This window comes from Bacillus sp. NMCC4 (assembly GCF_002998555.1).
In the GTDB taxonomy this organism is placed as follows: domain Bacteria; phylum Bacillota; class Bacilli; order Bacillales; family Bacillaceae; genus Bacillus.
Genome location: NZ_PVRA01000004.1, coordinates 328,913 through 355,134 on the forward strand (window position 1 = coordinate 328,913; position 26,222 = coordinate 355,134).

Annotated in this window: 28 protein-coding genes; 19 read left to right on the top strand and 9 right to left on the bottom strand. The window is 39.5% G+C overall.

All coding sequences use genetic code 11. From position 1 onward, the window contains the following. The first annotated feature begins 270 nt into the window (after positions 1-270). From C6Y02_RS11360 to C6Y02_RS11375, 4 genes are all read left to right on the top strand, one after another. Complete coding sequence (locus tag C6Y02_RS11360) at positions 271-1,896, top strand: xylulokinase (RefSeq protein WP_106031276.1); 1,626 nt, start codon at positions 271-273, stop codon at positions 1,894-1,896. Next, positions 1,890-2,594 (top strand): L-ribulose-5-phosphate 4-epimerase, encoded by a 705-nt coding sequence (locus C6Y02_RS11365; RefSeq protein WP_034661424.1) that lies wholly within the window; start codon positions 1,890-1,892, stop codon positions 2,592-2,594. The genes C6Y02_RS11360 and C6Y02_RS11365 overlap by 7 nt, the downstream gene beginning before the upstream one ends. Positions 2,595-2,611: 17 nt before the next feature. Further along, a complete protein-coding gene (araA, locus tag C6Y02_RS11370) occupies positions 2,612-4,033 on the top strand; it encodes an L-arabinose isomerase (RefSeq protein ID WP_034661420.1) in 1,422 nt (473 codons plus the stop codon). An 81-nt stretch (positions 4,034-4,114) separates the two neighbouring features. Further along, positions 4,115-5,455 carry a sugar porter family MFS transporter gene (locus tag C6Y02_RS11375; RefSeq protein WP_066030630.1) on the top strand — a complete coding sequence of 447 codons (1,341 nt, stop codon included), beginning with the start codon at positions 4,115-4,117 and terminating at the stop codon, positions 5,453-5,455. 36 nt (positions 5,456-5,491) lie between these two features. On the opposite strand, the gene C6Y02_RS11380 is transcribed toward C6Y02_RS11375, so the two are convergent. Further along, positions 5,492-5,704, bottom strand: a complete 213-nt coding sequence (locus C6Y02_RS11380) for a hypothetical protein (RefSeq protein ID WP_060596628.1) — start codon at positions 5,702-5,704, stop codon at positions 5,492-5,494. A gap of 221 nt (positions 5,705-5,925) precedes the next feature. Between C6Y02_RS11380 and C6Y02_RS11385 the strand changes: the two genes are divergently transcribed. After that, positions 5,926-6,219, top strand: coding sequence for a spore coat protein (locus tag C6Y02_RS11385; protein ID WP_034661411.1), 294 nt, complete (start codon positions 5,926-5,928; stop codon positions 6,217-6,219). A gap of 53 nt (positions 6,220-6,272) precedes the next feature. Here C6Y02_RS11385 and C6Y02_RS11390 read toward each other — a convergent pair whose 3' ends face one another. From C6Y02_RS11390 to C6Y02_RS11410, 5 genes are all read right to left on the bottom strand, one after another. Further along, positions 6,273-6,941, bottom strand: coding sequence for an ATP-binding cassette domain-containing protein (locus C6Y02_RS11390; protein ID WP_106031277.1), 669 nt, complete (start codon positions 6,939-6,941; stop codon positions 6,273-6,275). Next, positions 6,934-7,479: a hypothetical protein gene (locus C6Y02_RS11395; RefSeq protein WP_066030632.1), complete on the bottom strand. Its 546-nt coding sequence runs from the start codon at positions 7,477-7,479 to the stop codon at positions 6,934-6,936. Before C6Y02_RS11395 ends, C6Y02_RS11390 begins: the two co-directional genes overlap by 8 nt. A gap of 21 nt (positions 7,480-7,500) precedes the next feature. Further along, complete coding sequence (locus tag C6Y02_RS11400) at positions 7,501-8,040, bottom strand: stage II sporulation protein M (RefSeq protein WP_223250478.1); 540 nt, start codon at positions 8,038-8,040, stop codon at positions 7,501-7,503. Further along, the gene (locus C6Y02_RS11405; RefSeq protein ID WP_223256549.1) at positions 8,003-9,544 is read right to left on the bottom strand and encodes a hypothetical protein; all 1,542 of its coding nucleotides are present in this window, start codon (positions 9,542-9,544) and stop codon (positions 8,003-8,005) included. Before C6Y02_RS11405 ends, C6Y02_RS11400 begins: the two co-directional genes overlap by 38 nt. A 297-nt stretch (positions 9,545-9,841) precedes the next feature. Beyond that, positions 9,842-10,168 carry an uberolysin/carnocyclin family circular bacteriocin gene (locus C6Y02_RS11410; protein ID WP_034661404.1) on the bottom strand — a complete coding sequence of 109 codons (327 nt, stop codon included), beginning with the start codon at positions 10,166-10,168 and terminating at the stop codon, positions 9,842-9,844. Positions 10,169-10,579: 411 nt separating this feature from the next. Between C6Y02_RS11410 and C6Y02_RS19495 the strand changes: the two genes are divergently transcribed. From C6Y02_RS19495 to C6Y02_RS11430, 4 genes are all read left to right on the top strand, one after another. Next, positions 10,580-10,852, top strand: coding sequence for a hypothetical protein (locus C6Y02_RS19495; RefSeq protein ID WP_223256550.1), 273 nt, complete (start codon positions 10,580-10,582; stop codon positions 10,850-10,852). A gap of 81 nt (positions 10,853-10,933) precedes the next feature. After that, entirely contained in the window at positions 10,934-11,488 is a 555-nt protein-coding gene (locus C6Y02_RS11420; protein ID WP_106031278.1) for a delta-aminolevulinic acid dehydratase, read from the top strand. Between the two features lie 158 nt (positions 11,489-11,646). Beyond that, positions 11,647-13,059, top strand: coding sequence for a polysaccharide deacetylase family protein (locus C6Y02_RS11425; protein WP_106031279.1), 1,413 nt, complete (start codon positions 11,647-11,649; stop codon positions 13,057-13,059). Positions 13,060-13,160: 101 nt separating this feature from the next. Continuing rightward, complete coding sequence (locus C6Y02_RS11430) at positions 13,161-13,352, top strand: hypothetical protein (protein WP_003217441.1); 192 nt, start codon at positions 13,161-13,163, stop codon at positions 13,350-13,352. 46 nt (positions 13,353-13,398) lie between these two features. On the opposite strand, the gene C6Y02_RS19620 is transcribed toward C6Y02_RS11430, so the two are convergent. Next, complete coding sequence (locus C6Y02_RS19620; protein ID WP_003217310.1) at positions 13,399-13,530, bottom strand: hypothetical protein; 132 nt, start codon at positions 13,528-13,530, stop codon at positions 13,399-13,401. Positions 13,531-13,675: 145 nt separating this feature from the next. On the opposite strand from C6Y02_RS19620, the gene C6Y02_RS11435 reads away from it, so the two are divergent. Beyond that, entirely contained in the window at positions 13,676-14,011 is a 336-nt protein-coding gene (locus C6Y02_RS11435; protein WP_106031280.1) for an NUDIX hydrolase, read from the top strand. Positions 14,012-14,049: 38 nt separating this feature from the next. Here C6Y02_RS11435 and fabF read toward each other — a convergent pair whose 3' ends face one another. Beyond that, positions 14,050-15,282, bottom strand: coding sequence for a beta-ketoacyl-ACP synthase II (gene fabF / locus C6Y02_RS11440; protein WP_003217365.1), 1,233 nt, complete (start codon positions 15,280-15,282; stop codon positions 14,050-14,052). 104 nt (positions 15,283-15,386) lie between these two features. Here fabF and C6Y02_RS11445 point away from each other — a divergent pair, with 104 nt between their 5' ends. The 7 genes from C6Y02_RS11445 to C6Y02_RS11480 all read left to right on the top strand — a co-directional run bounded on the left by C6Y02_RS11445 (position 15,387) and on the right by C6Y02_RS11480 (position 22,751). Then, positions 15,387-16,223 carry a helix-turn-helix transcriptional regulator gene (locus tag C6Y02_RS11445; protein ID WP_106031281.1) on the top strand — a complete coding sequence of 279 codons (837 nt, stop codon included), beginning with the start codon at positions 15,387-15,389 and terminating at the stop codon, positions 16,221-16,223. A 471-nt stretch (positions 16,224-16,694) separates the two neighbouring features. Next, complete coding sequence (locus C6Y02_RS11455; RefSeq protein WP_003217451.1) at positions 16,695-17,270, top strand: TetR/AcrR family transcriptional regulator; 576 nt, start codon at positions 16,695-16,697, stop codon at positions 17,268-17,270. A gap of 109 nt (positions 17,271-17,379) precedes the next feature. Beyond that, positions 17,380-18,228 carry an alpha/beta fold hydrolase gene (locus C6Y02_RS11460; RefSeq protein ID WP_106031282.1) on the top strand — a complete coding sequence of 283 codons (849 nt, stop codon included), beginning with the start codon at positions 17,380-17,382 and terminating at the stop codon, positions 18,226-18,228. A gap of 14 nt (positions 18,229-18,242) precedes the next feature. Next, complete coding sequence (locus tag C6Y02_RS11465; RefSeq protein WP_106031283.1) at positions 18,243-19,301, top strand: alkene reductase; 1,059 nt, start codon at positions 18,243-18,245, stop codon at positions 19,299-19,301. Between the two features lie 338 nt (positions 19,302-19,639). After that, positions 19,640-20,425: an SDR family NAD(P)-dependent oxidoreductase gene (locus tag C6Y02_RS11470; RefSeq protein WP_003217300.1), complete on the top strand. Its 786-nt coding sequence runs from the start codon at positions 19,640-19,642 to the stop codon at positions 20,423-20,425. A gap of 186 nt (positions 20,426-20,611) precedes the next feature. Further along, the gene (locus C6Y02_RS11475) at positions 20,612-21,364 is read left to right on the top strand and encodes an SDR family NAD(P)-dependent oxidoreductase (protein ID WP_106031284.1); all 753 of its coding nucleotides are present in this window, start codon (positions 20,612-20,614) and stop codon (positions 21,362-21,364) included. 373 nt (positions 21,365-21,737) lie between these two features. Then, complete coding sequence (locus C6Y02_RS11480; RefSeq protein ID WP_003217281.1) at positions 21,738-22,751, top strand: NADP-dependent oxidoreductase; 1,014 nt, start codon at positions 21,738-21,740, stop codon at positions 22,749-22,751. Positions 22,752-23,200: 449 nt separating this feature from the next. Here the strand turns inward: C6Y02_RS11480 and sigK are convergent, their stop codons facing one another. Continuing rightward, positions 23,201-23,926, bottom strand: a complete 726-nt coding sequence (sigK, locus tag C6Y02_RS11485) for an RNA polymerase sporulation sigma factor SigK (RefSeq protein ID WP_034620857.1) — start codon at positions 23,924-23,926, stop codon at positions 23,201-23,203. A gap of 234 nt (positions 23,927-24,160) precedes the next feature. Between sigK and C6Y02_RS11490 the strand changes: the two genes are divergently transcribed. Together C6Y02_RS11490 and C6Y02_RS11495 are read left to right on the top strand one after the other, a co-directional pair. Then, a complete protein-coding gene (locus tag C6Y02_RS11490) occupies positions 24,161-25,282 on the top strand; it encodes a Rap family tetratricopeptide repeat protein (RefSeq protein WP_034661385.1) in 1,122 nt (373 codons plus the stop codon). Positions 25,283-25,458: 176 nt separating this feature from the next. Next, positions 25,459-26,199: a polysaccharide deacetylase family protein gene (locus tag C6Y02_RS11495; protein ID WP_106031285.1), complete on the top strand. Its 741-nt coding sequence runs from the start codon at positions 25,459-25,461 to the stop codon at positions 26,197-26,199. Positions 26,200-26,222: the final 23 nt, after the last annotated feature.

Consider the following 26,222-nt stretch of genomic DNA (forward strand, 5'->3'; position numbering starts at 1 on the left):
TTCACTTCTTTCTCAGTTGATCATCTACTCGGATTGAGAAGAAATTGTATGGACATATTTTAACATGGTTGTCGAATCAAAAACAGGCGCTTTCCCGTTCTGTCGTCTCAGCTTTAGAAAAGTGAAGGTTTTTGTCATATTGTGTATGTACAACTATATTTAATATTGACATATGTACGTACAAATATTATATTGTGAATGTGCACAGAGAATCAATGAATCTAGAAAATTAAAATTGAAACCGCTATCAATTATGGAGGTGAACGCAGAATGGATCATGAAGAGACGACCAAAGCCTTAAAAGAAGGACGGACATCTTTAGGGATTGAATTTGGTTCAACACGAATTAAAGCCATTTTAATAGATGAAGCGTTTCAGCCAATTGCTCAAGGTACATTTGAATGGGAAAGTTCTCTCCAGGAAGGAATTTGGACGTACAACTTAATTGATATCATTACAGGTCTTCAAGTGGCGTACCGGGAGATGAAAGAGCAAGTCGAGCAAAGGTATGGCGTGACCATTCAAACCATTGGCTCAATTGGAGTATCAGCTATGATGCATGGCTATGTGGCATGTGATCATACAGGAGAGGTCCTCGTTCCATTCCGAACATGGCGGAATGCAACAACCATTGAGGCGAGTCAAAAACTGACGGATGTCTTCCAATTTCATATTCCAGAAAGATGGAGCATTGCCCATCTGTACCAAGCGATATTAGAGGAGGAAAAACATCTTTTCCGTTTAGAATATATGACCACCCTATCAGGGTACATTCACTGGCTGTTAACCGGAAAGCAGGCCATTGGCATTGGTGATGCGTCAGGCATGTTTCCAATTGATGAACAAACGAAGGATTACAATGAAGTAATGCTCCATCAATTTGAAGACTTGATCGTAGAAAAAGGCTACCCGTGGAAGCTGCGTCACCTTCTGCCGCGTGTTTATTTAGCAGGCGAGGAGGCTGGCGTGTTAACGGCAGCAGGAGCAGCCATTTTAGATCAAGGCAAACACTTGAAGCCAGGCATTCCATTTTGCCCGCCGGAAGGTGACGCTGGAACGGGAATGGTGGCAACAAACAGTGTAGAAAAACGGACAGGGAACATTTCAGTTGGGACATCTGTTTTTGCCATGATTGTGCTAGAGCAGGAGCTAAAGGGTGTGTATCCAGAAGTGGATATGGTCACAACACCAGACGGACTGCCAGTCGCAATGGTTCATGCGAACAACTGTACAAGTGACTTAAATGCTTGGATGAATATATTCAGAGAGGCATTTGAAGCATTGGGTATGCAAGTGGCGTCAGAAAAGGTATACGAAGCCTTATTGCAGCAGGCGTTAGAAGCAGATCGAGATGGCGGCGGACTCTTAAGCTATGGCTATTATTCTGGTGAAAATATTACGAGACTGCCAGAAGGAAGGCCTCTTTTTGTCAGATCAGCTGAAAGCCGCTTTAATCTGGCTAATTTCATGCGTACCCATCTTTTTTCTGCTTTTGGTGCAATGAAAATAGGGATGGATCGTTTAAAAGAACATGAACAGGTTGTGATTGATCGGTTACTAGGGCATGGGGGGTTATTTAAAACCCCGCTCGTTGGTCAAAAAATGGTGGCCGCAGCGCTTGATACACCTGTATCAGTCGTTTCCACTGCGGGAGAAGGCGGTGCGTTTGGGATGGCTGTCCTTGCTTCCTATATGGTCCATCATCAAAAGCAAACATTGGCTGAATTTCTCACGCATCAAGTGTTTGCCCATACATCAGAAGAGCTCATGGAACCCGACCCGCTTGATGTCAAAGGCTTTGACGAATTTTTAAAGCGCTATCAAGAGGGCCTTGCGATTGAAGAAGCGGCAGTAGCACATCTGATGCCAAAGAAAGGAGTGACAACCGTATGCTAGAGCGCTTAAAAGAAGAAGTATTTGAAGCAAATTTAGATTTGCCGAAATACGGACTTGTGAAATTTACATGGGGCAATGTCAGTGCGTGTGATCGTGACAGCGGTCTATTTGTTATTAAGCCGAGCGGTATAGCGTATGACCAATTATCAGCAAAAGACATGGTTGTGGTCGACTTTGACGGTGAAGTAGTGGAAGGGGAATTCAGTCCTTCATCAGATACAGCAACACATGCTGTTCTTTACAAACACTTTGAGGAAATTGGCGGTATATCACATAGCCATTCCATGTGGGCAACCGTTTGGGCGCAGGCAGGTCTTGATTTACAGGCAATGGGCACAACACATGCCGATACATTTTACGGCGCTGTTCCGTGTGCTCGATTTCTGACAGAAGAAGAAGTCAACCGCGGTTATGAGGTAGAAACGGGCCGGCTGATCATCGAAACGTTTGAGGAAAGAAACCTAGATGTGATGGCGGTGCCGGGTGTATTGCTTCAAGGTCACGGTCCATTCACGTGGGGAAAAGATGCAAAAAGTGCGGTCACAAACAGTGTGATTTTAGATGAAGTCGCCAAAATGAATCTGTTCGCAAAGCAATTAAACGAATACGCGGAGCCTCTCCCGCAGCGAATTTTAGATAAACATTACTTAAGAAAACACGGAGAACATGCGTATTACGGACAAAAACCTTCAAGATAAAGAAAAGAGGGATTTCTATGTTAACAAGTCAACATAAAGAATGCTGGTTTATTGTTGGATCGCAGCATTTATATGGAGATGAAGCACTGCAGAAAGTAAAAGCAGATGCTCAAAAGATGACGGATGCCTTAAATGAGAGCGGTTTACTTCCTTACCCAGTGATCTTGCAGGAGCTGGCTGTCAGCGCGGATCAAATCACAAAGCTCATGAAAGAAGTCAATTATCGCGATGAGGTTGTCGGCGTGATGACATGGATGCATACATTTTCACCGGCAAAAATGTGGATACGCGGAACCGATCTCTTGCAGAAGCCTCTTTTGCATCTTGTCACACAGTATTATGAGAAGATTCCGTGGGACACGATCGACATGGACTATATGAATCTTCATCAATCTGCCCATGGAGATAGAGAATATGGCTATATCAATGCGCGCTTAAATAAACAAAATCAAATTGTCGCCGGTCATTGGTCTAAGCCGGATGTGCAGCAGCAAATCGCTGATTGGATGGATGTGGCGGCTGCCTATCATGAAAGCTTTCAGATTAAAGTGGCTAGGTTTGGTGACAACATGCGCCACGTGGCTGTAACAGAAGGAGATAAAATCGAAGCCCAGATTCAACTAGGGTGGACCGTTGATTACTTTGGTATAGGCGATCTCGTCGAATATGTAAATGCAGTAGAAGAAGCAGAGGTAGATGCATTATTTGCGGAGTATTTAACGCAATATGATGTGGATTATGGAACGTATTCAGTTGAAGAATGGGAAAAAAGTGTCAAGGTGCAAGCGCGTTATGAAATTGCCATCAAACGCTTCTTAGATGAAGGCGGCTACAATGCCTTTACGACAAACTTTGAAGATTTACATGGAATGAAACAGCTGCCAGGACTTGCGGTACAGCGGCTGATGGCAAAGGGATATGGCTTTGCTGGGGAAGGCGATTGGAAAACTGCTGCACTGGACCGATTATTAAAGGTGATGAGTCATCATCAATCCACTGGTTTTATGGAGGACTACACGTATGAAATGACCTCTGGACAGGAAGCGGTGCTGCAATCTCATATGTTAGAAGTAGATCCAGCGCTCGCCCATACGAAACCAGTGATTGTCGTATCTCCACTTGGTATCGGAAACAGGGAAGATCCAGCGCGTCTTGTGTTTGATGGAAAAGCAGGCGAAGGTGTTGTTGTTTCCATTGCTGACTTTGGAACCCATTTCAAATGGCTCATACAAGAAGTCGAAGCCTTTGAGCCGGAGGAAGCAGCACCTCATTTACCGGTTGCACGTGTGCTCTGGAAAATCAAGCCGAATTTTCAGGACGGAGTCAAAGCATGGATTAAGCAAGGCGGGGGTCATCATACAGTCGTATCCCTCAATTTAACGGTTGATCAAATTGTTCATTTTACAAAGCTTGTTCATGCAGAATATGTGGTTTTATAGAAGGGTGAAACGTCTTCTACTGTTTACAGTAGAAGCACCGGGAGAAATGAAAGCGGTTAATTAAGTGAGGGGGTCATCCACTTGGAGAAAAAAGTGTCAAGCAAATTTATTTTCTTTTTCGGGTCCTTTGCAGGCATCTTATTCGGATATGATATTGGGATTATTGCAGGGGCAGAGGGACATATTCAGCAAGAATTTCAGCTCAGCCCATTATGGCTTGGAATCGTTGTCTCTTCATTAATGGGCGGGGCCATCATTGGCTCCATTTTAAGCGGTCTCTTAGGGGATAAATTTGGCCGCAGAAAGCTTATTTTGGTCTCATCCGTTATCTTTTTTGTCGGAGCGATCGGATCAGCTATTGCACCAGAAGAGATTTCATTAACCATTGCACGTATCTTTTTAGGAACAGCCGTTGGTACAGCCTCATCTTTGGTGCCGGCATACATGTCTGAAATTGCTCCTGCTAAAATTCGCGGGAAATTGTCTGGGCTCAATCAGCTCATGATCGTGAGCGGACTATTGCTGAGCTATATTGTTGCATTTGTGTTTGAACCTATTCCAGACAGCTGGCGCTGGATGCTGGGAAGTGCCGCTTTATTTGCTATCGTGCTTTATATTGGTATGCTGAGGCTCCCTGAATCTCCGAGATATTTAATTAAACACGGAATGGCTCATAAAGCACGGGAGGTATTAGGATCACTGCGTTCTTCCCGTGAAGAAATCGAAGCAGAAATGCAGGAAATTTTAGAAGTCGCGAAAGAAGAACGCTCTGGTATTCGTGAATTGTTCCAAAAGAAATTCAGAATGGCTCTTTTCATCGGGGTTGGGATGGCGACCCTTCAGCAAATTCAAGGCGCGAACTCCATTGTGTATTATGCAACGAGTATTGCTCGGAATGTAGGCCTTGCGCCGCAGGTCGCAGCAGGCTTTACAGTCATTGTCGGTGTCATTTTTGTCGTCACAACCGTGATCTTTTTACAATTTGTCGACAGGTTCGACCGCCGAACGATTCTCACCGTAGGGGGAACGGGCATGGCCCTTTCTTTCTTTGCACCAGCCGCATTAGGTGCACTTGGCGTTAGTGAAGGGATTTTAAACTGGGTGACATTGATTTCCCTTTGCTGCTTTATCTTGTGTTACGCCTTCTCATGGGCACCGATCACGTGGATCATCATCGGCGAAATCTTCCCACTCTCTGTCAGGGGCATTGGAGCAGGCATTTCATCTGCCTTTAACTGGACGGGATCGTTAGCTGTTGGACTCGTGTTCCCTATCCTGGCAGACAAATTCAGCTTTGGTGTCATTTTCTCCTCATTTGGTGTCATCTGCTTAATCGGACTATTATTCACCCGTTTTGTGCTAGTTGAAACAAAAGGAAGAAGCTTAGAACAAATCGAAACAGATATGGCAGCACGAGTATAAAGAAAACCCTCTATCCCATGTGGATAGAGGGGTTTTTTACTCAAGCGTCTGTTTTAGCTCAGCGGGCAATAAATCAATCAATTGATCATAAGAAGATAAATCCAGCACTTCAAGCAGCGCATAATATTTCGCATAAACCTCACTCAACTGATCAGGATGATTCGTTTCATATCGATTCAAATGCAATTGAGTCAGTTCAAGTGCAATGTCTAGCTTGTTTCGTTCGATTGGTTGTGTCGTATTGATCATATCGTTCACCTCATATTTGATAAGTGGGAAGGTTATGGGCCACAATTTCTTCTACCACAATATATCATATTGTATAATATGTTAAAATTGCCCTTTTGTAAAGAAAGAGAAAACGAGATGAATAGTGGATTTTTTTTAAAAATAGACAAGCATCTAGTCACGAAATGCGCTTCTTACATACGATAGAGTGTAAGTGAAAGACAACTTGAAGGGGTGTTGAGATGAGCCGAAATCGATTAGATGACTTTTTCTTTGGTCCTCGCAGAGGAAACCAAGGAGGAGATGAAACGGTTGTTTTCCCCACACGTCAAATTGTCAACACGACAACGAATGAACAAACCATCAGAAAAATTCATCCAACGCATATCACAAACGTCAATAAAAACATCAAAAGAATTGAAAACTACTACCCTGTCACTCAATCTACTCATAACGAGTACATTGTGGAAGAATACGATTGCGGCAGGGATATCAAAAAACCTTGCTGCCGTCCAGTGAAACGCTGTAAGTGGTAATGTGATCGAGAAAAAGAAGAGAGGCATCCTTTTATGGGATGCCTTTTGTATGTCTAACGTTCCACTTCGTTTAATTGTCCTTGATCCAGCTGGAAGAAACGGTTTCCTAATTCTGAATAAAGGTAGCGCTGATGGCTGGTAAATAAAACACATCGATGTGAGAATTCTTTTTTTAATAAAGAAATCGATTGTATCTGTGAGGCCTCATCAAGAGAGGTAAAAGGCTCATCAAGAATGATCAGCTCTGGAGATCTTGCCACCATACAATTAAAGAAAAGTTTATATCTCATGCCCAATGAATACTGTTTGACTGGCATCTTTAGGGCATGCGTTAAATCAAATGCATCACAAAGCGTTAGAAAGGTCTCTTTGTATAACTCTTTTTCTGACTTGTTCATTTTCCATAAAGACTGAACAAGCTCCATGTGCTCAAGACCAGTGAGCGCATCATAGACTAAAGGCTTATCAGGGATGTACGCCACCAGACTTTTATATTGAGTGGTCCTGGGGTGAAGCTGTTTGTTGAGTAAAATCGTTTCTGATACAGATGGAAGCAGACCAGCGATGATCTTTAAAAGAGTCGATTTACCGCTGCCGTTCTTTCCAATGATACAAGCTCGATCACTTCCTTTCAGATCAAACGAAACTTGATCGAGAAGGAGAGAGCTTTCTTCTGTTGTTTCATAGCGAAAAGATAGCTGAGACACTTGAAGACTAGCCATTGATGAATCCTCCAATAACAAACACAGTGGTCACCAGCATATACAAGATCACTGTCGCAAGGGCAGCCTTTTTCGACCCTTCTGCATAGTAAATGATGCCATCATAAAGGATGCGCAAAAGATATAAGTTGATGAAGAAGGAAATTGCTTGGATCAAGATAAAATAGTGGTCTAATTGTAACACCATCACACAATAGATCGCTGCACTATTCACTAATAAAAGAAATGCATTATAAACCAAAATGACAAGATACATTTTGCGTAAAATAAAAGCTTTATGAAAAAAATACATATAAATTGAAGTGAGAACAGTACTGAGAAAATTCAAAATGAAATAAAGCGGGATCGTCAGCAAAAAAATAAAAACAATGCTGGCTACTTGTTTTCCAGCAGGTAACGGTTCATCTACTAACAAATCAATAATAAAAAATGTTAAAAAGACAGTCGAAACAAATAATGATAGTAAGACAAGGCCTACAATGGTTTTAATCGATTGATTCTGATTGAAAAATTCCTTAGGTCGTAGAAGTAGCTCCATGGAACCACATTCCCCTTTCTTCTATGGTAGATGTACATGGCTAACGTATTCCTCTAAAAGAGATGCTGCGAATAAGAGAACAATTGCTGCAAAAATCAATTGAAGCACAGTCACAGTCAACTTTTTTAAATCAATTGTTTCTCCTTTTATAAATCGATAAAGATAAATAAAAGGAAAAAAGCTGACAATTGAAAACAAGATGAAACCAAGAATCTCTACGAAAGCATGAGGCAGTAATCCTGTGAATATCTGCTGCACTTCTTGATTGACAATCAAATACTGAACTAGTTTGCCAATAATGTATCCGTTGTAAAAAAGAATGCCAGCAGCCATGATGCCGCCTGTAAAAGCTCCGATCCCTAATATCGCCATCCCAACTTGCAAATTGTTTAAGAAAATAGATAGAAAAAACATCTCTTCATCCTTTTTTAAATAAGGAATCTGATCATAAGGAAGAAGGCTACCAATCAGCACTGCTGCAATAAAGATAGCAGCATAAATATAGCCGAGGCGTAAAATCAGTCTATTCTCCGATAGAAAATATCTTATTTTTTTCAACATACTCAATCCCTTTATAGATGGTCTTGCGGCATAACACCCAGCAGATCAATGAAACGATCACAAAATATAAAGCAAACAGAAAGTTTATGAGACCTGAGGATTGCTGCAAAATAGGTAGAAAAGAGGTCAAGATCATGTAGTACATGAAAGGTAATACAAGAAAGTTTCTTGCAAAAGCCTGCCCTTTATCGATAACTTCTATTTCCTCATTGGTTGTCCCTATTTCATGCTCATGAATAAAATTGAATTTCGTTGTAAATGGAAACAAGTAAAGCTGAATCAAAGGGAAAATGAAAAAACCAATCCCTAATGCCACAAATTGAATGAGCATCTGAATATCAAAAAGCTGATATACACCCATGATTGATAGATTAATGAATAGCAGAAAGAGAGCTGGTATGGAAAATAAACAATAAAATAACTGGATTTTTGATAAGAAAAACTGAATAAGAGATGTTTGAGAAAGCTCAAAAAGCCAAATATTCTTTTTTTCAGCACTTAAAGAAAAAATAGAAGGGGTCAGCATTCTCATCTCATACGTTTGATTTGCTAAAATCATCACATTTAATGTAAAAAGCAGCTGAATCTGCAAAGCCGGATGATCAATAATGGAGATCAAACTAGTCATAACCCCGATATAAAAGAAGGCTTCATATGACATAAACATATAATTAAAAAACTCTTTAGACAGCAGCCATCTTTTTTCTTTTAACACCTTGAGGTCTTTTTGGATCAACATATTCTTTTGAAACAGCGAGCCTTGAATTTTATTAAGTACTTGAAAGTACCAATAAAATAAATCTCGAAAATGTGTTGAGTTTTGATCATGATCTTTCCCAGTTGGAATCCAGCGTACAGGACTCTTCATGACGAGTATAGCTGCTAATATCACCACGAAAAATGTGACAGGTGAAGTGAAAAGCGCTTGAAATTGTAGAAATACAGAATCCTTTGAGAATAAAGCATGATGGATATGCTGAAGATCATTTTGATATAAAGCCACCAAATTGTTGGAAAGTGTAATCCAAAACGAATCCTCTGCAAGCGATGAAATCGACTGAAAAAGTTGTTGGAAGGTGTGATAAAAAGGGAAAATAATGTTCAATATCAGGACTCTTCCAAATAAGAAAAAAAGTAAAGAGATGCTTGCGAAAAAAAGAACACGAATGATCCCGATTTTTTTCACGACAATATTATAGATGTAAGCACCAAATATCTTATTGCTGACGATAAATAGGAAGAAACCTGTCAACATGACATTGAGATGCTTTAACCAGAATATCCAATCATGTGTTGGAGCAATAGAATATTGAAACAGAAAATAGATTAAATAAGTACTCAAACTGGTCAACATCAACCAGATCAGTTCTGAAAACAAAAGCGTTTGGAAAAGGTGTCTTGAGGAAACAGGTGCAAGCTGTATCAATTCTTCAAAAGGAAGAATATGAGTTCTTCTATAAGATTCAATCCCTTTGACGATAGAGAAAAGAAACAAAAATATCACAAAAGCACTCTCCCATTCTATTTGATAGATCGGAGAGTAAAGAAATGAAGAAATAACGATTACAATCATACATCCGAATAAAGTATCAAGGATACAAGAAAATAATATGTACTGTTTAGAAGAAAACGATGTGAAAAATGGAACCTTACGTATTATAAACTGAGCTAGATTTGAATATTGTTGTTGAATTCTAATTGATAGAAGTAGTGATAATAATGGATATAACATCTTCTCACCTGCATCAAAATTTAAATAGAAGGAGAACAAAGTCTCCTTCTATTGAGTCATAAAAATGAATTACCAAGCAATAACGGCTTTACGGCCTTTTTTCTTAATTTGGGCTTTAAGGTACTGACGAATGGTCTCTTTACCAGCCGCTGCAATAAGAGAAAGACCACCTGATCCTACAGCAGTTAAAATGGAGACGATTGTTGTAACAGCTCCGCCCGCTTCAACAACGTTCAAAACAACAGCTGCAACACTGCCTGGAATACCAAATTCTTTTGCTAGATCAGCAACTGGCAGCATCTGTAGCGAGAAGGAAAAAAGAGCTAGCATAAGGAAACCTACTGCTAAAGCACCAAAAAGAACATGTAGTTTGATTTCGTTTCTTGTTTCTGTCATATCAAATTCCTCCCTTTTTTGACTTTTTATTACTATTCTATCTTATGATATCTTTTCATTCATAGCAATCCTTTTTTTTCTTTTTTTTCATGAATTAGTTATAGATTAATATAAAAAAGGTCAAAAGATAAGTGAGAAAAGAATCGTTTTTGCTAGGATAAAACGAGTAAACATGATCGGAAATACCTTGTTTTCGCAGATGGATAAGCATGTCTAATTGCATGTAGGAAAAGAGATTGGTGCTAAGGGATCAATATCCTTTGATCAAAACCTCCTTTCAAGATAAAATTGGAAGTATCAATCATTCTGTTGGAGGTGGTTGTCTGAATATTCAATTGTTAACGCAGGTGATCTGAAGAATATACAGCATTAAGACTAGAAGCACTGCGATTACATCCAGAGGGCTTTGCAATGAGCTATGAAGAAGAACAAATAGATACAAAAGACAAATATGCGGCTCGTTTTGCTTCGGCACAATCTATGTGGACCTTTGGCACCTTTTATGGGGCAGCTTGTGGGGACGGTCACGCTCATCCAAGAAACCTTACAGAAATTAAAGCACCGAGCGAATGTAGCAGTGATGTATGTAACGGCTGGTGCCCACGGAAAGGGAGTAGGCAAGTCTTGATGACGGAAGCTCTTTCCTTCGCACGAGAACGACAGGACATCGAGCAAATGTATTGATCAGTGCACTAAAATGGACGGATACATATGCAGATGAAGAAAAAATGGATTTATTTTTATCATCGTTTGGAGGAGATACAAGTGGAACAACAGACCATGCGCATCACATTAGCAACAGGACCAAATAGTGAGCTAGAATCTTTTGCCCTGCGTGCAGCATTTGAGAACTTTGGTGCAAAAGTCGATATGCATTGGATAGGCAGACCCAATGATCTGATTGATGTGTTATCTGGGAGAAATAGAAGGGAGACGGACTACTTTCTTTTATCTTTTCATGGGGAAGAAGGAGCGTTTCTCATGCCGGAGTTAGGGGAAGATGTATACGAAGATGGGGAGCCTAGAGGTGTAACTTTTGGAGCGGATGGAATCAAGCGGTATGCTTCGTTAAAAGGGGTTCACGTCATATCAACCGGCTGCACACTAGGTGAGAAAAAACTTGCAGAAGCCTTTTTAGAAGCAGGTGCTTTGTCCTATACAGCGCCTGATGATTACATTGATGGAGATGCGGCATTTATCTTTGTCCTGACAATGCTGTATGAGCTCATGAACAATACGAAGACGGTTAGAGCGGCTTTTGATCGAGCGAGTTCTATTGATGAAGAAACGAAATTATTTCAACTATATATGCAAAAATAATCAAAGGGCTGAGAGATCAAGCCCTTTTTTTCAACCTCTCTTAATTGTGACGAAAATGTGACAAATGTGTTTTTTGAAAACTAAATCGAGTTCACGCAAAGTCTATCCTACAAACACACGTCATCAAGACATGACGCCATCACGAGAGGGGAATCATTGTGTCAATGAAATGGAAAATTAGTCTCGTCCTATGCGGACTTGCAATCATCATCGGAATCGCTGCGTTTTATCATAATCAGCAGGCAAGCGGGACAGAGAAGAAGAAGGTAGAACCAGATTCGAGCTATAAAGAAGTTGAAATTGTCACTCTCGTGAATGACGGGAGATACTTGAGATATGCTGTGAACTATCCAGTGTTTCATCAAAAAAAGCTAGATCAAGAGATGAAAAGATTTGCAGAAACAGCGCTCGACAAATTCAAAACATCATTTAGTGAAGCAAGCGATGTCGATGAAGATCATCGATACGAATTAAACATAGATTACGAGATTACTCATTATGCCAAACAAACTGCTGCGATCAAATTCAATACATATGAATTGAAAGGCGGAGTAAAAGGCGCACATGAAACGAAGATATTCAATTTTGATTTCAAGAAACAGCATTTTTTATCAATAGATGATTTATTTTTATCAAAGAAAGAAAGTCTGCAAAAACTGTCTCAAATGACATTTGAGGAATTAAAGAAAGATCGCACTCTTGCTGAAAACGAGCATTTGCTCAAGCAAGGAACATCTCCTGCGGCAGAGCATTATCAGTATTTTGCCATCAAGGATCGTTTTATAGAATTCTACTTTCCAGCAGGGCAAATCGCACCAGACAAAAAAGGCCCTCAAGTGCTGGCGATTAAAAAAACAGTGCTTAAAGGAATGTTAAAGCCTGAATACATTCATAAAGAAAAGAACAAAAATGAGAAAAAAGAACCGATCTCAAAAAGAAAGCTTGTAAAACTGCCAAAACAGGCAACATTCAACCCAAATCAAAAAGCCATTGCTCTGACATTTGACGATGGACCAAATCCATCCACGACCTCAAAAATCTTAAAAGCCTTAAAAGAAAACAAAGGACATGCGACATTTTTTGTATTAGGTAGCAGGGTTCAATATTACCCCGATATGCTGGGTGAGATCAGAAAGGGTGGGAATGAAATCGGAAATCATTCCTATAGCCATCCTTTACTCACAAGACTGCCGTTAAAACAAGCTATCAAACAAGTAGAAGATACGCAGCAAATTATTGAAAAAGCAGGCGGATTCACACCGACTCACTTTAGACCGCCATATGGTGGAACAAATGGGCATATCAACGAAGCTGTCAACATGAAAGTCACGCTTTGGGACGTAGATCCTGAAGACTGGAAATATCGCAACAGCCAATACGTCGCCAACTACATTCTCACACATGCGTCTAGCGGAGAAACTGTCTTAATGCACGACATCTATGACACCTCGGCAAACGCAGCTGTCACGATTATCAAGGAATTGACCAAACAAGGATATCAATTATTAACAGTTTCAGAGCTTGAGCAGTGGAAGGAAGCGCGCGCGAAGAAAGGTGAATTGAATACGTAATGATCATGCGAATCTTAGTGGATTCGCATCTTTTTTTAAAAGCCAATCATGAAAATAAAGGGAAAATATGTTAAAGTGAATGTAGAAAGGGAGGGCTTCGGATGGTATTGATGAGGTTGATCAGTCTATATATGCTGACAGCGTTTTGTTTGGGTTTTATCGTCAACTATGTACCTGGTTTGATGCTGCCCATCTATATTCTTGCGATGATCGGGCTCATTTTATGTCTCGTTCATATTGCACTGCATTATATTCGTCGAATCAGATATATGTTGCTTCATGAGAAACGATAAGAATAATTGCTTACTCTAAAAACCTCTCTCTAAAAGGGTGAGGTTTTTATTTTTTCGGTTTTTGATGTTCTAAAAGTTGTATGATTTTCTCGTTTGACTCTTTCATTTGTCTTAATAAAGAAACGATATTCCCTGTAAATCCAATGAGGACAATAAGTAAAATGATGATGATCCACATGCTGTGGCCTCCAATCTGCCCACGAATGCTGTTTGCTTTCTTATCCATTATCTTATATCAAGGATACAGTATAATGAATGTATTGAAATGAACAGTTCGTGCTATTTATTCGACAATTGATGTAAACAGAGAATGATTGGGTTCTTTGAAACGAGTAGACGTAGTATCAGCTATTATTTATGATGAGGAAGAAAATATGTTAATGGTCAAAAATGTAAAGGGATATTGGGAACTTCCAGGCGGTACTGTAGAAAAAGGTGAACACCTGCAGCAGGCCGTGGTCCGTGAGGTGAAAGAAGAGACAGGGTATGTTTGCAAAGTAAATGAACTTCATTCGGTTCGAGAAGTATTCTTTCACGATAAAATGCATCATGCACTCATCGTGACCTTCTTTGCGGAAATCATCGGCGGGCAGATGAACATTCTAGATCCGGATCATGATATTCTAAATTTGAAACCAAGGGTGTTCAACCCTTGGTAGATGCATTTATTTCACCTCTGAATTATAAAGGTGGATCTTCAATCATAATTCTTTAACACGATTGCTGAATTATGTCCGCCAAAGCCAAAAGAATTTGATAGTCCATATTTCATTGGAAGATTTCGCGTTTTTGAGACAACATCTAAGTCGCAATCTGGATCTAAATTCTCTACATTAATAGTTGGAGGAATAATTCCTTGTCTCAAACTTTCCACTAAAGCAATTGCTTCTACTCCACCAGCAGCACCAAGCATGTGACCAGTCATTGATTTGTTTGCAGTTGTTGGAATTTTGCGGGAATGTTCACCAAACAATTTCTTAATAGCTAGAATTTCTGAACGATCACCTATTTGTGTACTTGTTGCATGAGCACTAATAACATCAATTTCACCTGTTGATATATTTGCACTTCTCAATGCTTTTTTCATTGCTAAGTAGGCACCCTTACCTTCTGGGTGTGATGCTACCATATGATGAGCATCTGAACTAGCTCCGTATCCCACTACTTCACATAATATCGGCGCATCTCTAAGAATAGCGTTTTCTAATGATTCTAATACTAAAATACCTGCGCCTTCACTCATAACAAAGCCATCTCTATCTGTATCGAACGGACGGCTGGCTCGACTTGGATCTTGGTTTTTTGTAGATAGTGCATGGGCGTTTCCAAAACTAGCCAAAGATAACTGTGTGATTGCAGCTTCTGCTCCACCGGCAAATATAATATCTGCCTCATCATTTCGGATAGCATTGAAAGCTTCACCAATAGAGGTGTTCCCGATTGAACAGGCCGTTACTGGTGATAATGACGGGCCTTGTGCCCCTAATCTAATACTTATTTGAGCCGCAGCTGCATTTGAAATCATCATTGGTACAAGGCTAGGGCTTACTCTTGCGGGACCTCGTTTATTTAATACATTCACATTATCAACAAGTGATTGTATACCTCCGATCCCTGAACCAACGTATACCCCTAAACGTTCAAGATCAACCTTATCTAACTGTAATTGTGATTTTTCTAATGCTTGTTCGGCTGCTGCTAAAGCAAACTGACTAAATCGATCTAATCGTTTGGCTTCTTTCCTCCCAAATATTCCATCTACATCGAAATCACGAACCATTCCAGCTATCTTTGTTTTATAATCAATAGTATCAAAAGAATCAATTAGAGATATTCCCGATTGACCTTTAACTAGTTGATTCCAAAAGCTATTTACATCATTTCCTAGAGGCGAAATAATTCCCATTCCAGTAATGACAACTCTTTTCATAATAATTCCCTCCTTATTTTTTATTAACTTTAACTTTTGTGTTATCCTATTACAAGTTGTTGTTTATCCTAGTATAATTAGCACTATTTAAAAAGGAGATTTTAATGAAACCTGAAACAAGACTTCAAGCTTTATCAGAATTTCTAAAGAATCAACGTTCGAAAATTACTCCTCAAATGGTTGGTTTACCTGTAGGAACCCGCAGAAGAACACCAGGACTAAGAAGAGAGGAAGTGGCTCAACTAGCCGGTGTAAGTCTTACATGGTATACATGGTTAGAACAAGGTAGAGATATAAAAGTGTCTACTTCGGTATTAGATGCTATTTCTCGAGCATTACAATTAAATAACGATGAAAGGAGATATTTGTATGCTCTAGCGTTAGAGGAAGGAGTGAAACAACCCTTTATAAATGAGAAGGAGAAGGAAATCAGTCCGGCTTTAGTGAAAATTTTGCAGGAACTTCGTTATTGTCCAACAATTATATCAGATAGAAGAAGTCAGATTGTTGGGTGGAATCAAGCAGCAGCTAATGTATTTTTGGATTTTGAACAAATCACCCCAGCAGAAAGGAATATCATACGCTTACTATTCGCAAGAAAGGAATTTAAAAGTTTAGCAGTGAATTGGGAGCATTTTGTTAGAGGATATATCGCAATATTTAGAACGTATTATGGACAGTATGTGGCTGATGACTGGTATGAGCAATTTATACAAGAAATGGAACAGGTATATCCTGAGTTTCATAAAATTTGGAATGAAAATGAGATAAGCTCTGCTCCTGAAGTATTAATTGAGTTTCGTCATGCTAAGGTAGGTAAAATGTTGTTTAATCTTACTTCGTTACAAGTGCATGGAGATACTGATTTAAGATGCAGCGTCTATACTCCAGTTGAGAATACTGAAACTGAGCTTAAGTTAAAACGTTTAATTGAAAGCTAACCATATAAAACATATGATGAATTCTAAATTCTTTACCGATCGTTCTTGAATTTGCTATGCTTGAAACACGTTAGATCTAACTGTTTTGCTACTCAAACGAGAGTGATCATTCTTTATTATTTTAGAATGAGGGAGGGATGAATGCATCAATGATTCTTAGTCCTTTCTCAGAATTAAGAGGTAATACGTTGTAAGGTGGGATTATGTCTAGAAATAAATTTGATAAAAAAGAGCATTAAGAAAACAAGGGGGCTTTTCTGGGAACAGGGTTATGAAAAAACATTCATGCAAGACTTGGTGACATATGGGTGTTCATCGCAGAAGTATAATTCTTTACTTATCGTTCTAAAAAGGGTATTATGTAATCATGGTTTGTAATTCATGTGTTTATTTTAGAATGTTCATTCTATAATGGATATGACTTTTGTTTTTGTTAGTATTGGTTCATGGATTTTTTTAAGGAGAATTAAAATGGCTAGAAGTAAAGAGTTTGACGAAAAAGAAGTATTAAGAAAAGCAATGGAGTTATTTTGGGAACAGGGCTATGAAAAAACATCCATGCAAGATTTGGTGGATCATATGGGGATACACCGTAGGAGTATATATGACACATTTGGCGACAAGCGTTCATTGTTTTTAGCTTCCCTTCATCATTATGAAGAGCTCATCGTTAATGAGATGGAAAGCATAATCAGCAGCACTTCATCCATTAAACAGACGATACGTGATGTTTTTATTTTCGTACTGAATTCCATTAAACAATACCCAAAAGGATGTCTATCAGTAAATGCAGCCATTGAATTATCTTTGTTGGACAAAGAAATTGGGCGCATCGTTACAAAAATGTTTAATCGTACTGAAGATATGTTTAATTCCCTTATAAAACAGGGTCAAACTAATGGAGAGCTATCAAAAGAAATCGATTCTGATAACATATCTCGTTTCTTACACAACAATTTGGTAGGTATAAGAGTACTAATAAAAACTGATTACAGTAAAAAAGAATTAGAAGGCATCATTTCTCTAGCACTTTCAGTGTTGGACTAGCTTTCTTTTTTTACCCTTTTTAGAATGTTCATTCTAAAATAAGCATGAAACAAACCATCATAATGCATAGTTATAAATCGTTTTTTAATTTCTAAGGAGGAACACAAAAATGAGAAATTTTAAAATACCAACAGAATCAGAATTTATTGAAGCAGAAGGAACTCGTTACGCATATAGGAGATTTGGTACAAAAGATGGTATACCAGTAGTATTTCTTGTTCACTTTAGAGGAACGTTGGAAAGCTGGGATCCAGACATGCTTGAACCTATTGCAAATAAACGCCCAGTAATCTTATTTGACAATAAAGGGGTTGGTGAGACCGATGGACTAACGCCTACTACAATTGCTGATATGGCAAAAGATACAGCAACATTTATAAAAGCACTTGGATTAGAACAAGTCGACATTCTTGGTTTTTCCATTGGTGGCATGGTTGCACAAGAGCTAGCTTTACAAGAAGGAGATTTAGTAAGAAAAATGATTTTGGCAGGTACTTCACCTGAATCTGGTATTAATCCAAATCCAGAGATTCTTGAAAGAATGAATCGTCACGGCGGAACGGAAGAAGATGGAATAAATGATTTTATGTTCTTTTTCTACGAACAAACCGAAACAAGTAAATCAGCAGGAATAGCTTCACTACAAAGAATTTTTAATCAGAAAAAAGTAAATAGTTCGGAACAAGTAAAAGAGGCACAATTACAAGCTATTGCAAAATGGGCTAAACAAAAATCTAATCATGATTATGAATGGTTACAAAACATCAAACACCCTGTACTTGTCACTAATGGTGTTAATGATGTGATGGTACCGACTAAAAACAGCTATATCTTAACAGAGAAATTACCCAAAGCACAGTTGATTATATATCCTGATTCTGGTCACGGGCATCTGTTTCAATTTCCAGAACTATTTGCAGAACACGTAAATTTATTTCTTGATTCTAATTCTTATTAAAAAGGAGTATTCATATGAGCAGATTATTTGAAAAAGTTCGTATCGGAAACATTGACTTAAAAAACCGCATAGGTATGGCTCCGATGACTAGAAATAGAGCTTTACCAGATGGTACGCCGAGCGATTTAGTAGCTGAGTACTATGGTCAGCGTGCTTCAGTCGGTTTAATTATAAGCGAAGGAACCCAACCTTCAGATGATGGGCAAGGTTACACGAATACACCTGGTATTTATACAGAAAATCATATTAGAGGGTGGAAAAAAGTAACTTCTAAAGTTCATAGTGAAGGCGGTCATATTTTTATTCAGCTTATGCATGTAGGACGTGTATCACACCCTGATAACACACCTCACCACCGCCAAGCAGTTGCACCGTCAGCTATTGCACCTGGTGTAGAAATTTTCACGGCAGAAGGAATGAAAGAAATTCCAACACCAAGAGAACTGAGTGAGCTTGAGATAAAAGATGTTATCAATGAGTTTCGTTTAGCAGCACGTTCAGCAATTGAAGCTGGTGCAGACGGAGTTGAAATTCACGGAGCGAATGGTTATCTGATCCAACAATTCCTTAGTGAAAACTCCAATCATCGTCAAGATGCATACGGTGGTACGATTGAGGGGCGTTCTCGATTCGCAATTGAAGTAGCTAAAGCAGTTGTTGATGAAATAGGAGCAGAAAGAACAGGCATCCGTTTTTCTCCTCAAGGAACACTGCAAGGCATTGATGAGGGGGAGAATAGCCTGGAGATGTATCGCTATTTAATAAGTGAATTAAATAAGCTTAACCTTGCTTATCTGCATTTAATGCACTTTGGAAACGAGCAATTCCTAAAAGATGTGCGTCAACTTTGGGACCAAGCACTTCTTGTTAACCGTCCAGGTCGTCCTCTAGATCAACTTTCGTCTGATGTAGATAATAATATTGCAGATGTTGTCACAGTAGGCACTTGGGTACTAGCTAATCCAGACTTTGTAGAACGGATTCATTCAGGTGCTCCTCTAAACGAACCTGATAAAAACACGCTCTATGCAGGAGGAAAAGAAGGCTATACAGATTATCCTTTCTTAAAATAATTTAATTAATTATGAATATCCCATCTAGGGATATTCATATCTTTTTTTCTTAGATTCTTTATAAATAGATACATGTGCGTTAAGTAAAAATGTGAAGGATTGTCATGAAAGTTTTAGCGATTGAAAACTACGGTGAAAAACCAAATTTTTTTAGACTTCCCTAAGCCCAAAATAAATAATGGCGAGGTCTCAGTTGAGATATATGCGGCAAGTATAAATCCTCTTATACAAAAATTACAATTATCGATAACCTACATCCATAGTAACAACTCGCAGTAAGAAACGCTGTAAAACGTTTTAAAGGTTTAATTAAACTAAAAATGGAGGTGTGCTGTAAAATGAAAAAAACTGTTCTTATCACCGGGGTATCGGGTGGAATTGGCAAAGAGTTGGCGGATCGTTTCGCCAAGGGAGGATATAATTTGGTGCTGGTGGCGCGTAGCGAGGGTAAGCTTTTGGAGCTCGCAAAGGAATATAGGAAAAGATATGGCAGTCAAGCGACGGTCATCGCAAAGGATGTGGCTTCACCCGGTGTGCCGAAAGAGATTTTTGCGGAGCTCAAGGAGAAGGGGATCGTCGTCGACTATCTTGTCAATAATGCCGGCTTCGGTTTGTACGGGACGTTCTTGGAGACGCAGTTAGAACAAGAGACGAATATGATTGACGTCAATATCAAGGCTCTGACTGTTATGACGAAACTGTTCTTGCCGGATATGGTCAAACGAGGCCAAGGAGGCGTGATGAATGTGGCTTCGTTGGTGGCTTTCTTCCCGGGACCTATGATGTCGGTTTACTACGCAACGAAGGCGTACGTGCTGTCGTTCACTGAGGCTTTGGAGAACGAACTGAGCGGTACAGGGGTGACTGTGACGGCACTATGTCCGGGACTGACGTCAACCGGCTTTGTTGAACGTTCGGGTATTGGGGAATCGAAGTTGTTCCAGAGTGGTGCTATCATGGAGGCCGGGCAGGTGGCTGAGGAAGGGTACCGAGGCTTCTTACGCGGCAAGACGTTCATAATGCCAGGGGCTCGAAACCGGTTCATGGCATTCCTTCCACGACTGATGCCGCGCAAAATGGTGACCCGTATGGTCAGATCCACACAGCAAAGAACAGGGCATTGACCTAATTGAGGGTGACCAGGTGGGAGTGGCAGTTGATTATGATCTGCCATCTAGCCAAGATCTCGTATTGGAATAAATCGTTCACTAAAAAAGTTACAGAGATTTTTATAAAGACGGAAACCTTCTTATTTGATCTACTGAAACATGGTCAAGAACAAGGAGAAATATTTTTAAGGAGAGAATAATATGAAGTACACAGTTATTACAGGAGCAAGCTCAGGTATCGGATATGAGACAGCATTAGCATTTGCTGCTCGTGGCAAAAACTTAATTATTGCAGCTAGAAGATTAGATAAATTAGAAGAACTTAAATCAACCATTCAGAATCTAAATCCTAGTTTAGATGTTATTATTCGGACAAGTGACCTATCTGTCAAAGATCAGGCATATACACTGTATAACAGTTTAAAGGAGTATCAAATTGAGACTTGGATTAATAATGCTGGTCTTGGTGAAACCTCTTCTGTCATAGATCAGAATTTAGATAAAGTAGAAACCATGTTACGCGTGAACATAGAATCCTTGACAATCCTTTCTACACTATTTGTAAGAGAATATGCTGATGTAGAGGGAACTCAATTAATTAACGTATCCTCAGCACTTGGATATGTAATTGCTGTTGGCAGTGTTGCTTACTCTGCTTCTAAATATTATGTTAGTGCCTTCACCGAAGGGCTTGCAAAAGAACTTGAACTGAAAGGTGCGAAAATGAAGGCAAAAGTTTTAGCACCAGCAATGACGGAAACAGAATTCGCAAAACATGCAAATGATATAAAAGAGTTTGATTACAAAGCAAATCTCCCTATGTACCACACAGCTAAGCAAATGGCAGGTTTTATGATGGAGGTTTATGACAAAGATGAAGTGGTTGGGGTTGTAGATGAAAACTATGAATTTAAGTTGAGAAAGCCGATCTTTCCAATACTAGAAAGCCTTTAAATCTAATTTTTATATATATGGTAACATAATCGTTTAGCGATGGCACCAATGACACGTAGCAGAGCGCAAGAGATAAGTATAACTTATGGCAAATATCAAGGTTCCACAAACAGTTTGGGACTGGGAAGTGACTCTCTATTTTTGTAACAAAAAAAAGGGAATGAAAAGTAGTTTTTAAATTGAACCTGCAAAATGGACAGTAATGCTTAAAAAAGGCATACAACTGAAAAATGCTTGACGCATGAATTGCGCTACACTGGCTGACGTGTACTGCATTCGAACGCTATGGGCTGATGAACTCTAACATCTGTTCTACTGATTGAGTGTGGGAACACCAGCTGTAATAATCTCAAGGAAGGATGCTAATGAAAAAATGAAAACACTCATGAAAGCAGCTCAGATCACCAAGTATTCAAAAAATATCCATGCCAAAGTCAATGACATTCCAATTCCAGAAATCGATGAAAACGAAGTCTTGGTAAAGGTCAAAGCTGCGGCAGTCAATCCACTCGAAATGTTAATTATTACAGGCAGCGTGAAACTGATTCAAGATTATGAATTCCCATTAACGCTTGGTAATGAATTGACAGGAGTTATCGAAAAAATCGGAAAAAATGTGACAGAATTTCACGTAGGAGATGCCATCTATACACGTCTTCCCCTTAAAAAAATTGGTGCTTTTGCGGAATATGCCGCAATTGATGCTGCCGCAATTGCACCCATGCCAAAAAATTTGTCTTACGTGGAAGCCGCTGCTGTACCACTGGCTGGACTCACAGCGTATCAAGGTCTACATGAAGAACTTGAGGCACAGTCAGGTAAATCTGTCTTCATTCCAGGTGGATCAGGCAGCTTTGGTCAAATGGCTGTACCAATAGCAAAGGAAATGGGCCTAAATGTCATTGTTAGTGGCAACTCAGAAGCGCGCGAACGCACTTTGGAAATGGGTGCAGACCAATATTTGGATTATGCAATAGAAAACTATGTTGACTTGTTGTCGAATGTGGATTACGTGATTGATACACTGGGACCTAAAGAATTTGACAGTGAATTGAGTATCATCAAACCGGGCGGAAGATTGCTCTCTCTCCGTACAGGACCAAATAAACGTTTCGGGAAATACCTAAATTCCCCATTGTGGAAACGAATATTATTTTCCCTTGCTGGCGCAAATTATGACCGCAAAGCTAAGAAACAAAACGTGGAATATCATTTTATTTTCGTTCGTTCTGACGGCGCACAACTTAAAGAGATTACCAAAATCATTGAAGAAAACAACATTGTTCCAGCAATTCATCCAATACTATTTACTATAGACAACGTAAATGAAGCGCTAGAACTAGTCGCAAATGGACGACCAAAAGGGAAAGTGATTATTAATTTTTAAGGGGAATATGAAGAAAGCAGTCAAAAAATTGAGATCATTTATGTAAAGGATTTTGAAAGGATAGAAAAACTTCAGCAAGCCGGAGTTCTGTATCAGTAATTATAAAACATGGAGAACTAGCCATCCAATTTTTCCTATAAAAAAGTTGGATTTAAGACAGGTGGTTACTTTAACAGACATGCCACGACATGGTAATTACTGTCTGTTTATAAAAAACACTATATTTAGACTAGAGATTAAAATTCTTAATCAATAAGATGAAAAAGTAAAGAACGATCCTTGTTTTGACTTACCATTTTAACCATAATTCACATAAACGTATAGAAACGATGGCAAATGAATATAAGGAGTGTAATGGAATTAAGCTCCATAACCAATGATATGGTTTTATTATGTTGAGTGCTTAGTGGAATGAAAAGAAGCCGGAATTTAGACCGGCTTCTTTGATATTATTTCCCCTTCTCCCGCTTCCGTTTCTCCTTCTCCGCCCGGTAAAATTCATGAAACATCTTCATCAGCGCCCGCTTCTCAATACGGGATACATAGCTCCGCGAAATCCCGAGCTCCTTTGCTATTTCCCGCTGCGTTTTTTCTTTCTTTAAATCAAGACCGAATCGGCCGACGATGACTTCTTTTTCTCGGCCGTCGAGAATGTCGATATACTCCTTTACTTTTTCAAGCTCCATGTTGAGCTGAATGGTATCGATCACATCTTCACTTTCTGATTTTAAGACATCAATTAAAGAAATTTCGTTGCCTTCTTTATCCTGACCGATGGGGTCATGTAAGGAGACATCCTTTTTAGTTTTTTTGAGTGCGCGTAAATGCATCAGAATTTCGTTTTCAATACACCGCGCCGCATACGTTGCCAGCTTTGTTCCTTTTCCAGAGGAATAGCTTTCGATGGCTTTAATGAGTCCGATCGTCCCGATGGAGATGAGGTCTTCAGCGTCTTCCCCGGTATTTTCAAATTTCTTGACAATATGGGCGACGAGCCGAAGGTTATGTTCAATCAGCATATTTCTCGCGTGTTCATCGCCCTGTGCCATAAGGGCTAAGTATTTTTTTTCATCATCTCCTGAAAGGGGCTGTGGAAAGGCATTGTTTTTGACATAGGACACTAAGAACACCAATTCTTTGACCATCAATCCCATCGCTGTAAATACTCCTGCCACGATTTTCACCTCCACCATGTTTAGGCCACTGCCTATATCCTCAAATGTATGTGAAGGGGGGATTGTCTGTGTCTGTACGATGAAAAAATCATCTTTTTCGAAAAAAACGGGCTTCTGTTCGTCTGTTTTTGCTGCCCTTCTCATATGTTTGCGGTTTCTTTGCGGTGCTTGGCGGTCAAGAAGCGTGCTAAAATATGTAATATTAGACCGAAAAGGAAGGGGTTTTTTCGGAACATGGGGAAGGTTCTTTCTTCACATGTAGGTATGAAAATTAATGAATGGTATCGAATGATACGGCAGTTCAGTGTTCCAGATGCGGAAATCCTGAAAGCAGAAGTAGAAGCGGAAATTGAACGGATGGAAGAGGACCAGCATTTACTGATTTATTATCAGCTCATGTGTTTTCGGCACCAAATCATGCTTGACTATATACACCCTTCAAAATATCAACCTTTCTCAGTATCTAATCTTGTCGATAAAATCGAAAATTCCAATCATGAGTTATCTGATATGCTGCATTATTACCATGCATTTTTTCGTGGCATGCATGAGTTTAGTCAAAAAGAATATTTAGAAGCCGTCAAATATTATCGAGTGGCAGAAAAACAGCTGTCCATGGTATTTGATGATATTGAGCAGGCTGAGTTTCATTTTAAAGTAGCAGAAGCCTACTATATAATGAAGCAAACGCATGTCTCGATGCATCATATTTTAAAGGCGCTGGAAATATACGATCAGCATGATGCCTACTCTATTCGCATCATTCAGTGCCTTTTTGTTATCTCAGGAAACTATCAAGATCTAAAACGAAAAGACCGGGCACTGCCTCATTTAAAAAAAGCAAAACAGCTCGCATCACAGATTGATCACCCGCGGATATACAGTTCAGCGCTTTATAATTTAGGAAAATGTTATGGGGAGCTGGGCTATAGAGAGGAAGCAGAACGCTATTTAACGGAATCGGCTGATATTGCCTGTAAAGAGCAGCTTCCCACGCTTCCGCATACGCTCTATACGCTGGCAAAACTGCTTTTTAGACAAAATGAACAAGTGGAAGCACGCCGCATATTAGAAGATGGAAAATTAGCTGCAAAGAAGCATGAAGACCAGCTGTTTTGTCATATGTTTGAGTATCTGGATGCTTTATATGTTCAAGGAATGAATGAAGAACAACTGCAAAAAACCATTGATTATTTGGAAAAACTTAGCCTATACTCTTATATAGAGGATATCTCACTAGAAATTGCGACAGCCTTAGAAGCCTCTCAACAATACCAGAAGTCCAACCAGTATTATCAGAAATTATTATGGGCTCAAAATCAAATCCAAGAAGGAGAGTGTCTGTATGAATTCTAAGCAACGTTCGACAGTTGAAGAGAGAAACCAAACGTGAAACAAAAAGCGGGCCTGATGGGCCGGCTTTTTTTATGTCAAAAAAGAAGTCAGAGATGCGGACCGTGACTATGAATGCTGAATGATTCATCAAAAAGCGGGCAATTTAATCTGTAAGAATGTTCTGTGGAGGCGGTCAAATGAGAGGGTTGCATGTCTTGATGTGTATATTACTGCTATGCACGTTTGTTCCTAATAAAATAGAGGCTCGAACATTAAAAAGGATCGACCTAGAAAAAACAGGACGAGCTTTTTGGGACATGAGACAGGAACGAAAAAAGATTGCACTGACCTTTGATGATGGACCTCATCCAGTGTACACGAATCAAGTATTGGATGTGCTGAAGGAGCATCAAGTGAATGCCAGCTTTTTTGTTGTAGGCAGCCGTATTCATACATATCCAGAGATTGCGGAACGAATCGTAGGCGAGGGAAATGAGCTTGGCAATCACACGATGAATCATACGTATTTTGACCTGTTATCATCAAAGGAGATCAAGCAGGAATTAAAAGAATCAGCGGCTCATATCGCTTCACTTCAGCCTGGCGGACCCTTATTATTTCGCCCCCCTGGTGGCCGCTTGACGATGACATCATTCCGCATTTTGTCAAAGCAAGGATATGATGTGGTCATGTGGTCCTTTACGCAAGATCCGAAGGACTGGTCAAGACCAGGCTCACGCAAAATTGCGAGCCGGATTATTGATCATATTCAAGGCGGCGATATCATTCTTTTGCATGATGGCGGGGGCAATCGGAAGCAGACGGTAGAAGCACTGAAACAAGTGATTCCTGAATTAAAGGATCGAGGCTATGAATTTGTCAAAGTGAGCGAACTGCTGCATCATGACAAAGCGTATGTACCTGTTCACCTGCAATAGGAAGCATTCGTCAAAAACAGTCA

Coding starts and splice junctions, on each gene's coding strand:
- C6Y02_RS11360 (WP_106031276.1), top strand. CDS start 271: ATGGATCATGAAGAGACGACCAAAGCCTTAAAAGAAGGACGGACATCT.
- C6Y02_RS11365 (WP_034661424.1), top strand. CDS start 1,890: ATGCTAGAGCGCTTAAAAGAAGAAGTATTTGAAGCAAATTTAGATTTG.
- araA (WP_034661420.1), top strand. CDS start 2,612: ATGTTAACAAGTCAACATAAAGAATGCTGGTTTATTGTTGGATCGCAG.
- C6Y02_RS11380 (WP_060596628.1), bottom strand. CDS start 5,704: ATGATCAATACGACACAACCAATCGAACGAAACAAGCTAGACATTGCA.
- C6Y02_RS11385 (WP_034661411.1), top strand. CDS start 5,926: ATGAGCCGAAATCGATTAGATGACTTTTTCTTTGGTCCTCGCAGAGGA.
- C6Y02_RS11390 (WP_106031277.1), bottom strand. CDS start 6,941: ATGGCTAGTCTTCAAGTGTCTCAGCTATCTTTTCGCTATGAAACAACA.
- C6Y02_RS11395 (WP_066030632.1), bottom strand. CDS start 7,479: ATGGAGCTACTTCTACGACCTAAGGAATTTTTCAATCAGAATCAATCG.
- C6Y02_RS11400 (WP_223250478.1), bottom strand. CDS start 8,040: ATGTTGAAAAAAATAAGATATTTTCTATCGGAGAATAGACTGATTTTA.
- C6Y02_RS11410 (WP_034661404.1), bottom strand. CDS start 10,168: ATGACAGAAACAAGAAACGAAATCAAACTACATGTTCTTTTTGGTGCT.
- C6Y02_RS19495 (WP_223256550.1), top strand. CDS start 10,580: ATGAGCTATGAAGAAGAACAAATAGATACAAAAGACAAATATGCGGCT.
- C6Y02_RS11430 (WP_003217441.1), top strand. CDS start 13,161: ATGGTATTGATGAGGTTGATCAGTCTATATATGCTGACAGCGTTTTGT.
- C6Y02_RS19620 (WP_003217310.1), bottom strand. CDS start 13,530: ATGTGGATCATCATCATTTTACTTATTGTCCTCATTGGATTTACAGGG.
- fabF (WP_003217365.1), bottom strand. CDS start 15,282: ATGAAAAGAGTTGTCATTACTGGAATGGGAATTATTTCGCCTCTAGGA.
- C6Y02_RS11445 (WP_106031281.1), top strand. CDS start 15,387: ATGAAACCTGAAACAAGACTTCAAGCTTTATCAGAATTTCTAAAGAAT.
- C6Y02_RS11455 (WP_003217451.1), top strand. CDS start 16,695: ATGGCTAGAAGTAAAGAGTTTGACGAAAAAGAAGTATTAAGAAAAGCA.
- C6Y02_RS11460 (WP_106031282.1), top strand. CDS start 17,380: ATGAGAAATTTTAAAATACCAACAGAATCAGAATTTATTGAAGCAGAA.
- C6Y02_RS11465 (WP_106031283.1), top strand. CDS start 18,243: ATGAGCAGATTATTTGAAAAAGTTCGTATCGGAAACATTGACTTAAAA.
- C6Y02_RS11470 (WP_003217300.1), top strand. CDS start 19,640: ATGAAAAAAACTGTTCTTATCACCGGGGTATCGGGTGGAATTGGCAAA.
- C6Y02_RS11475 (WP_106031284.1), top strand. CDS start 20,612: ATGAAGTACACAGTTATTACAGGAGCAAGCTCAGGTATCGGATATGAG.
- C6Y02_RS11480 (WP_003217281.1), top strand. CDS start 21,738: ATGAAAACACTCATGAAAGCAGCTCAGATCACCAAGTATTCAAAAAAT.
- C6Y02_RS11490 (WP_034661385.1), top strand. CDS start 24,161: ATGGGGAAGGTTCTTTCTTCACATGTAGGTATGAAAATTAATGAATGG.
- C6Y02_RS11495 (WP_106031285.1), top strand. CDS start 25,459: ATGAGAGGGTTGCATGTCTTGATGTGTATATTACTGCTATGCACGTTT.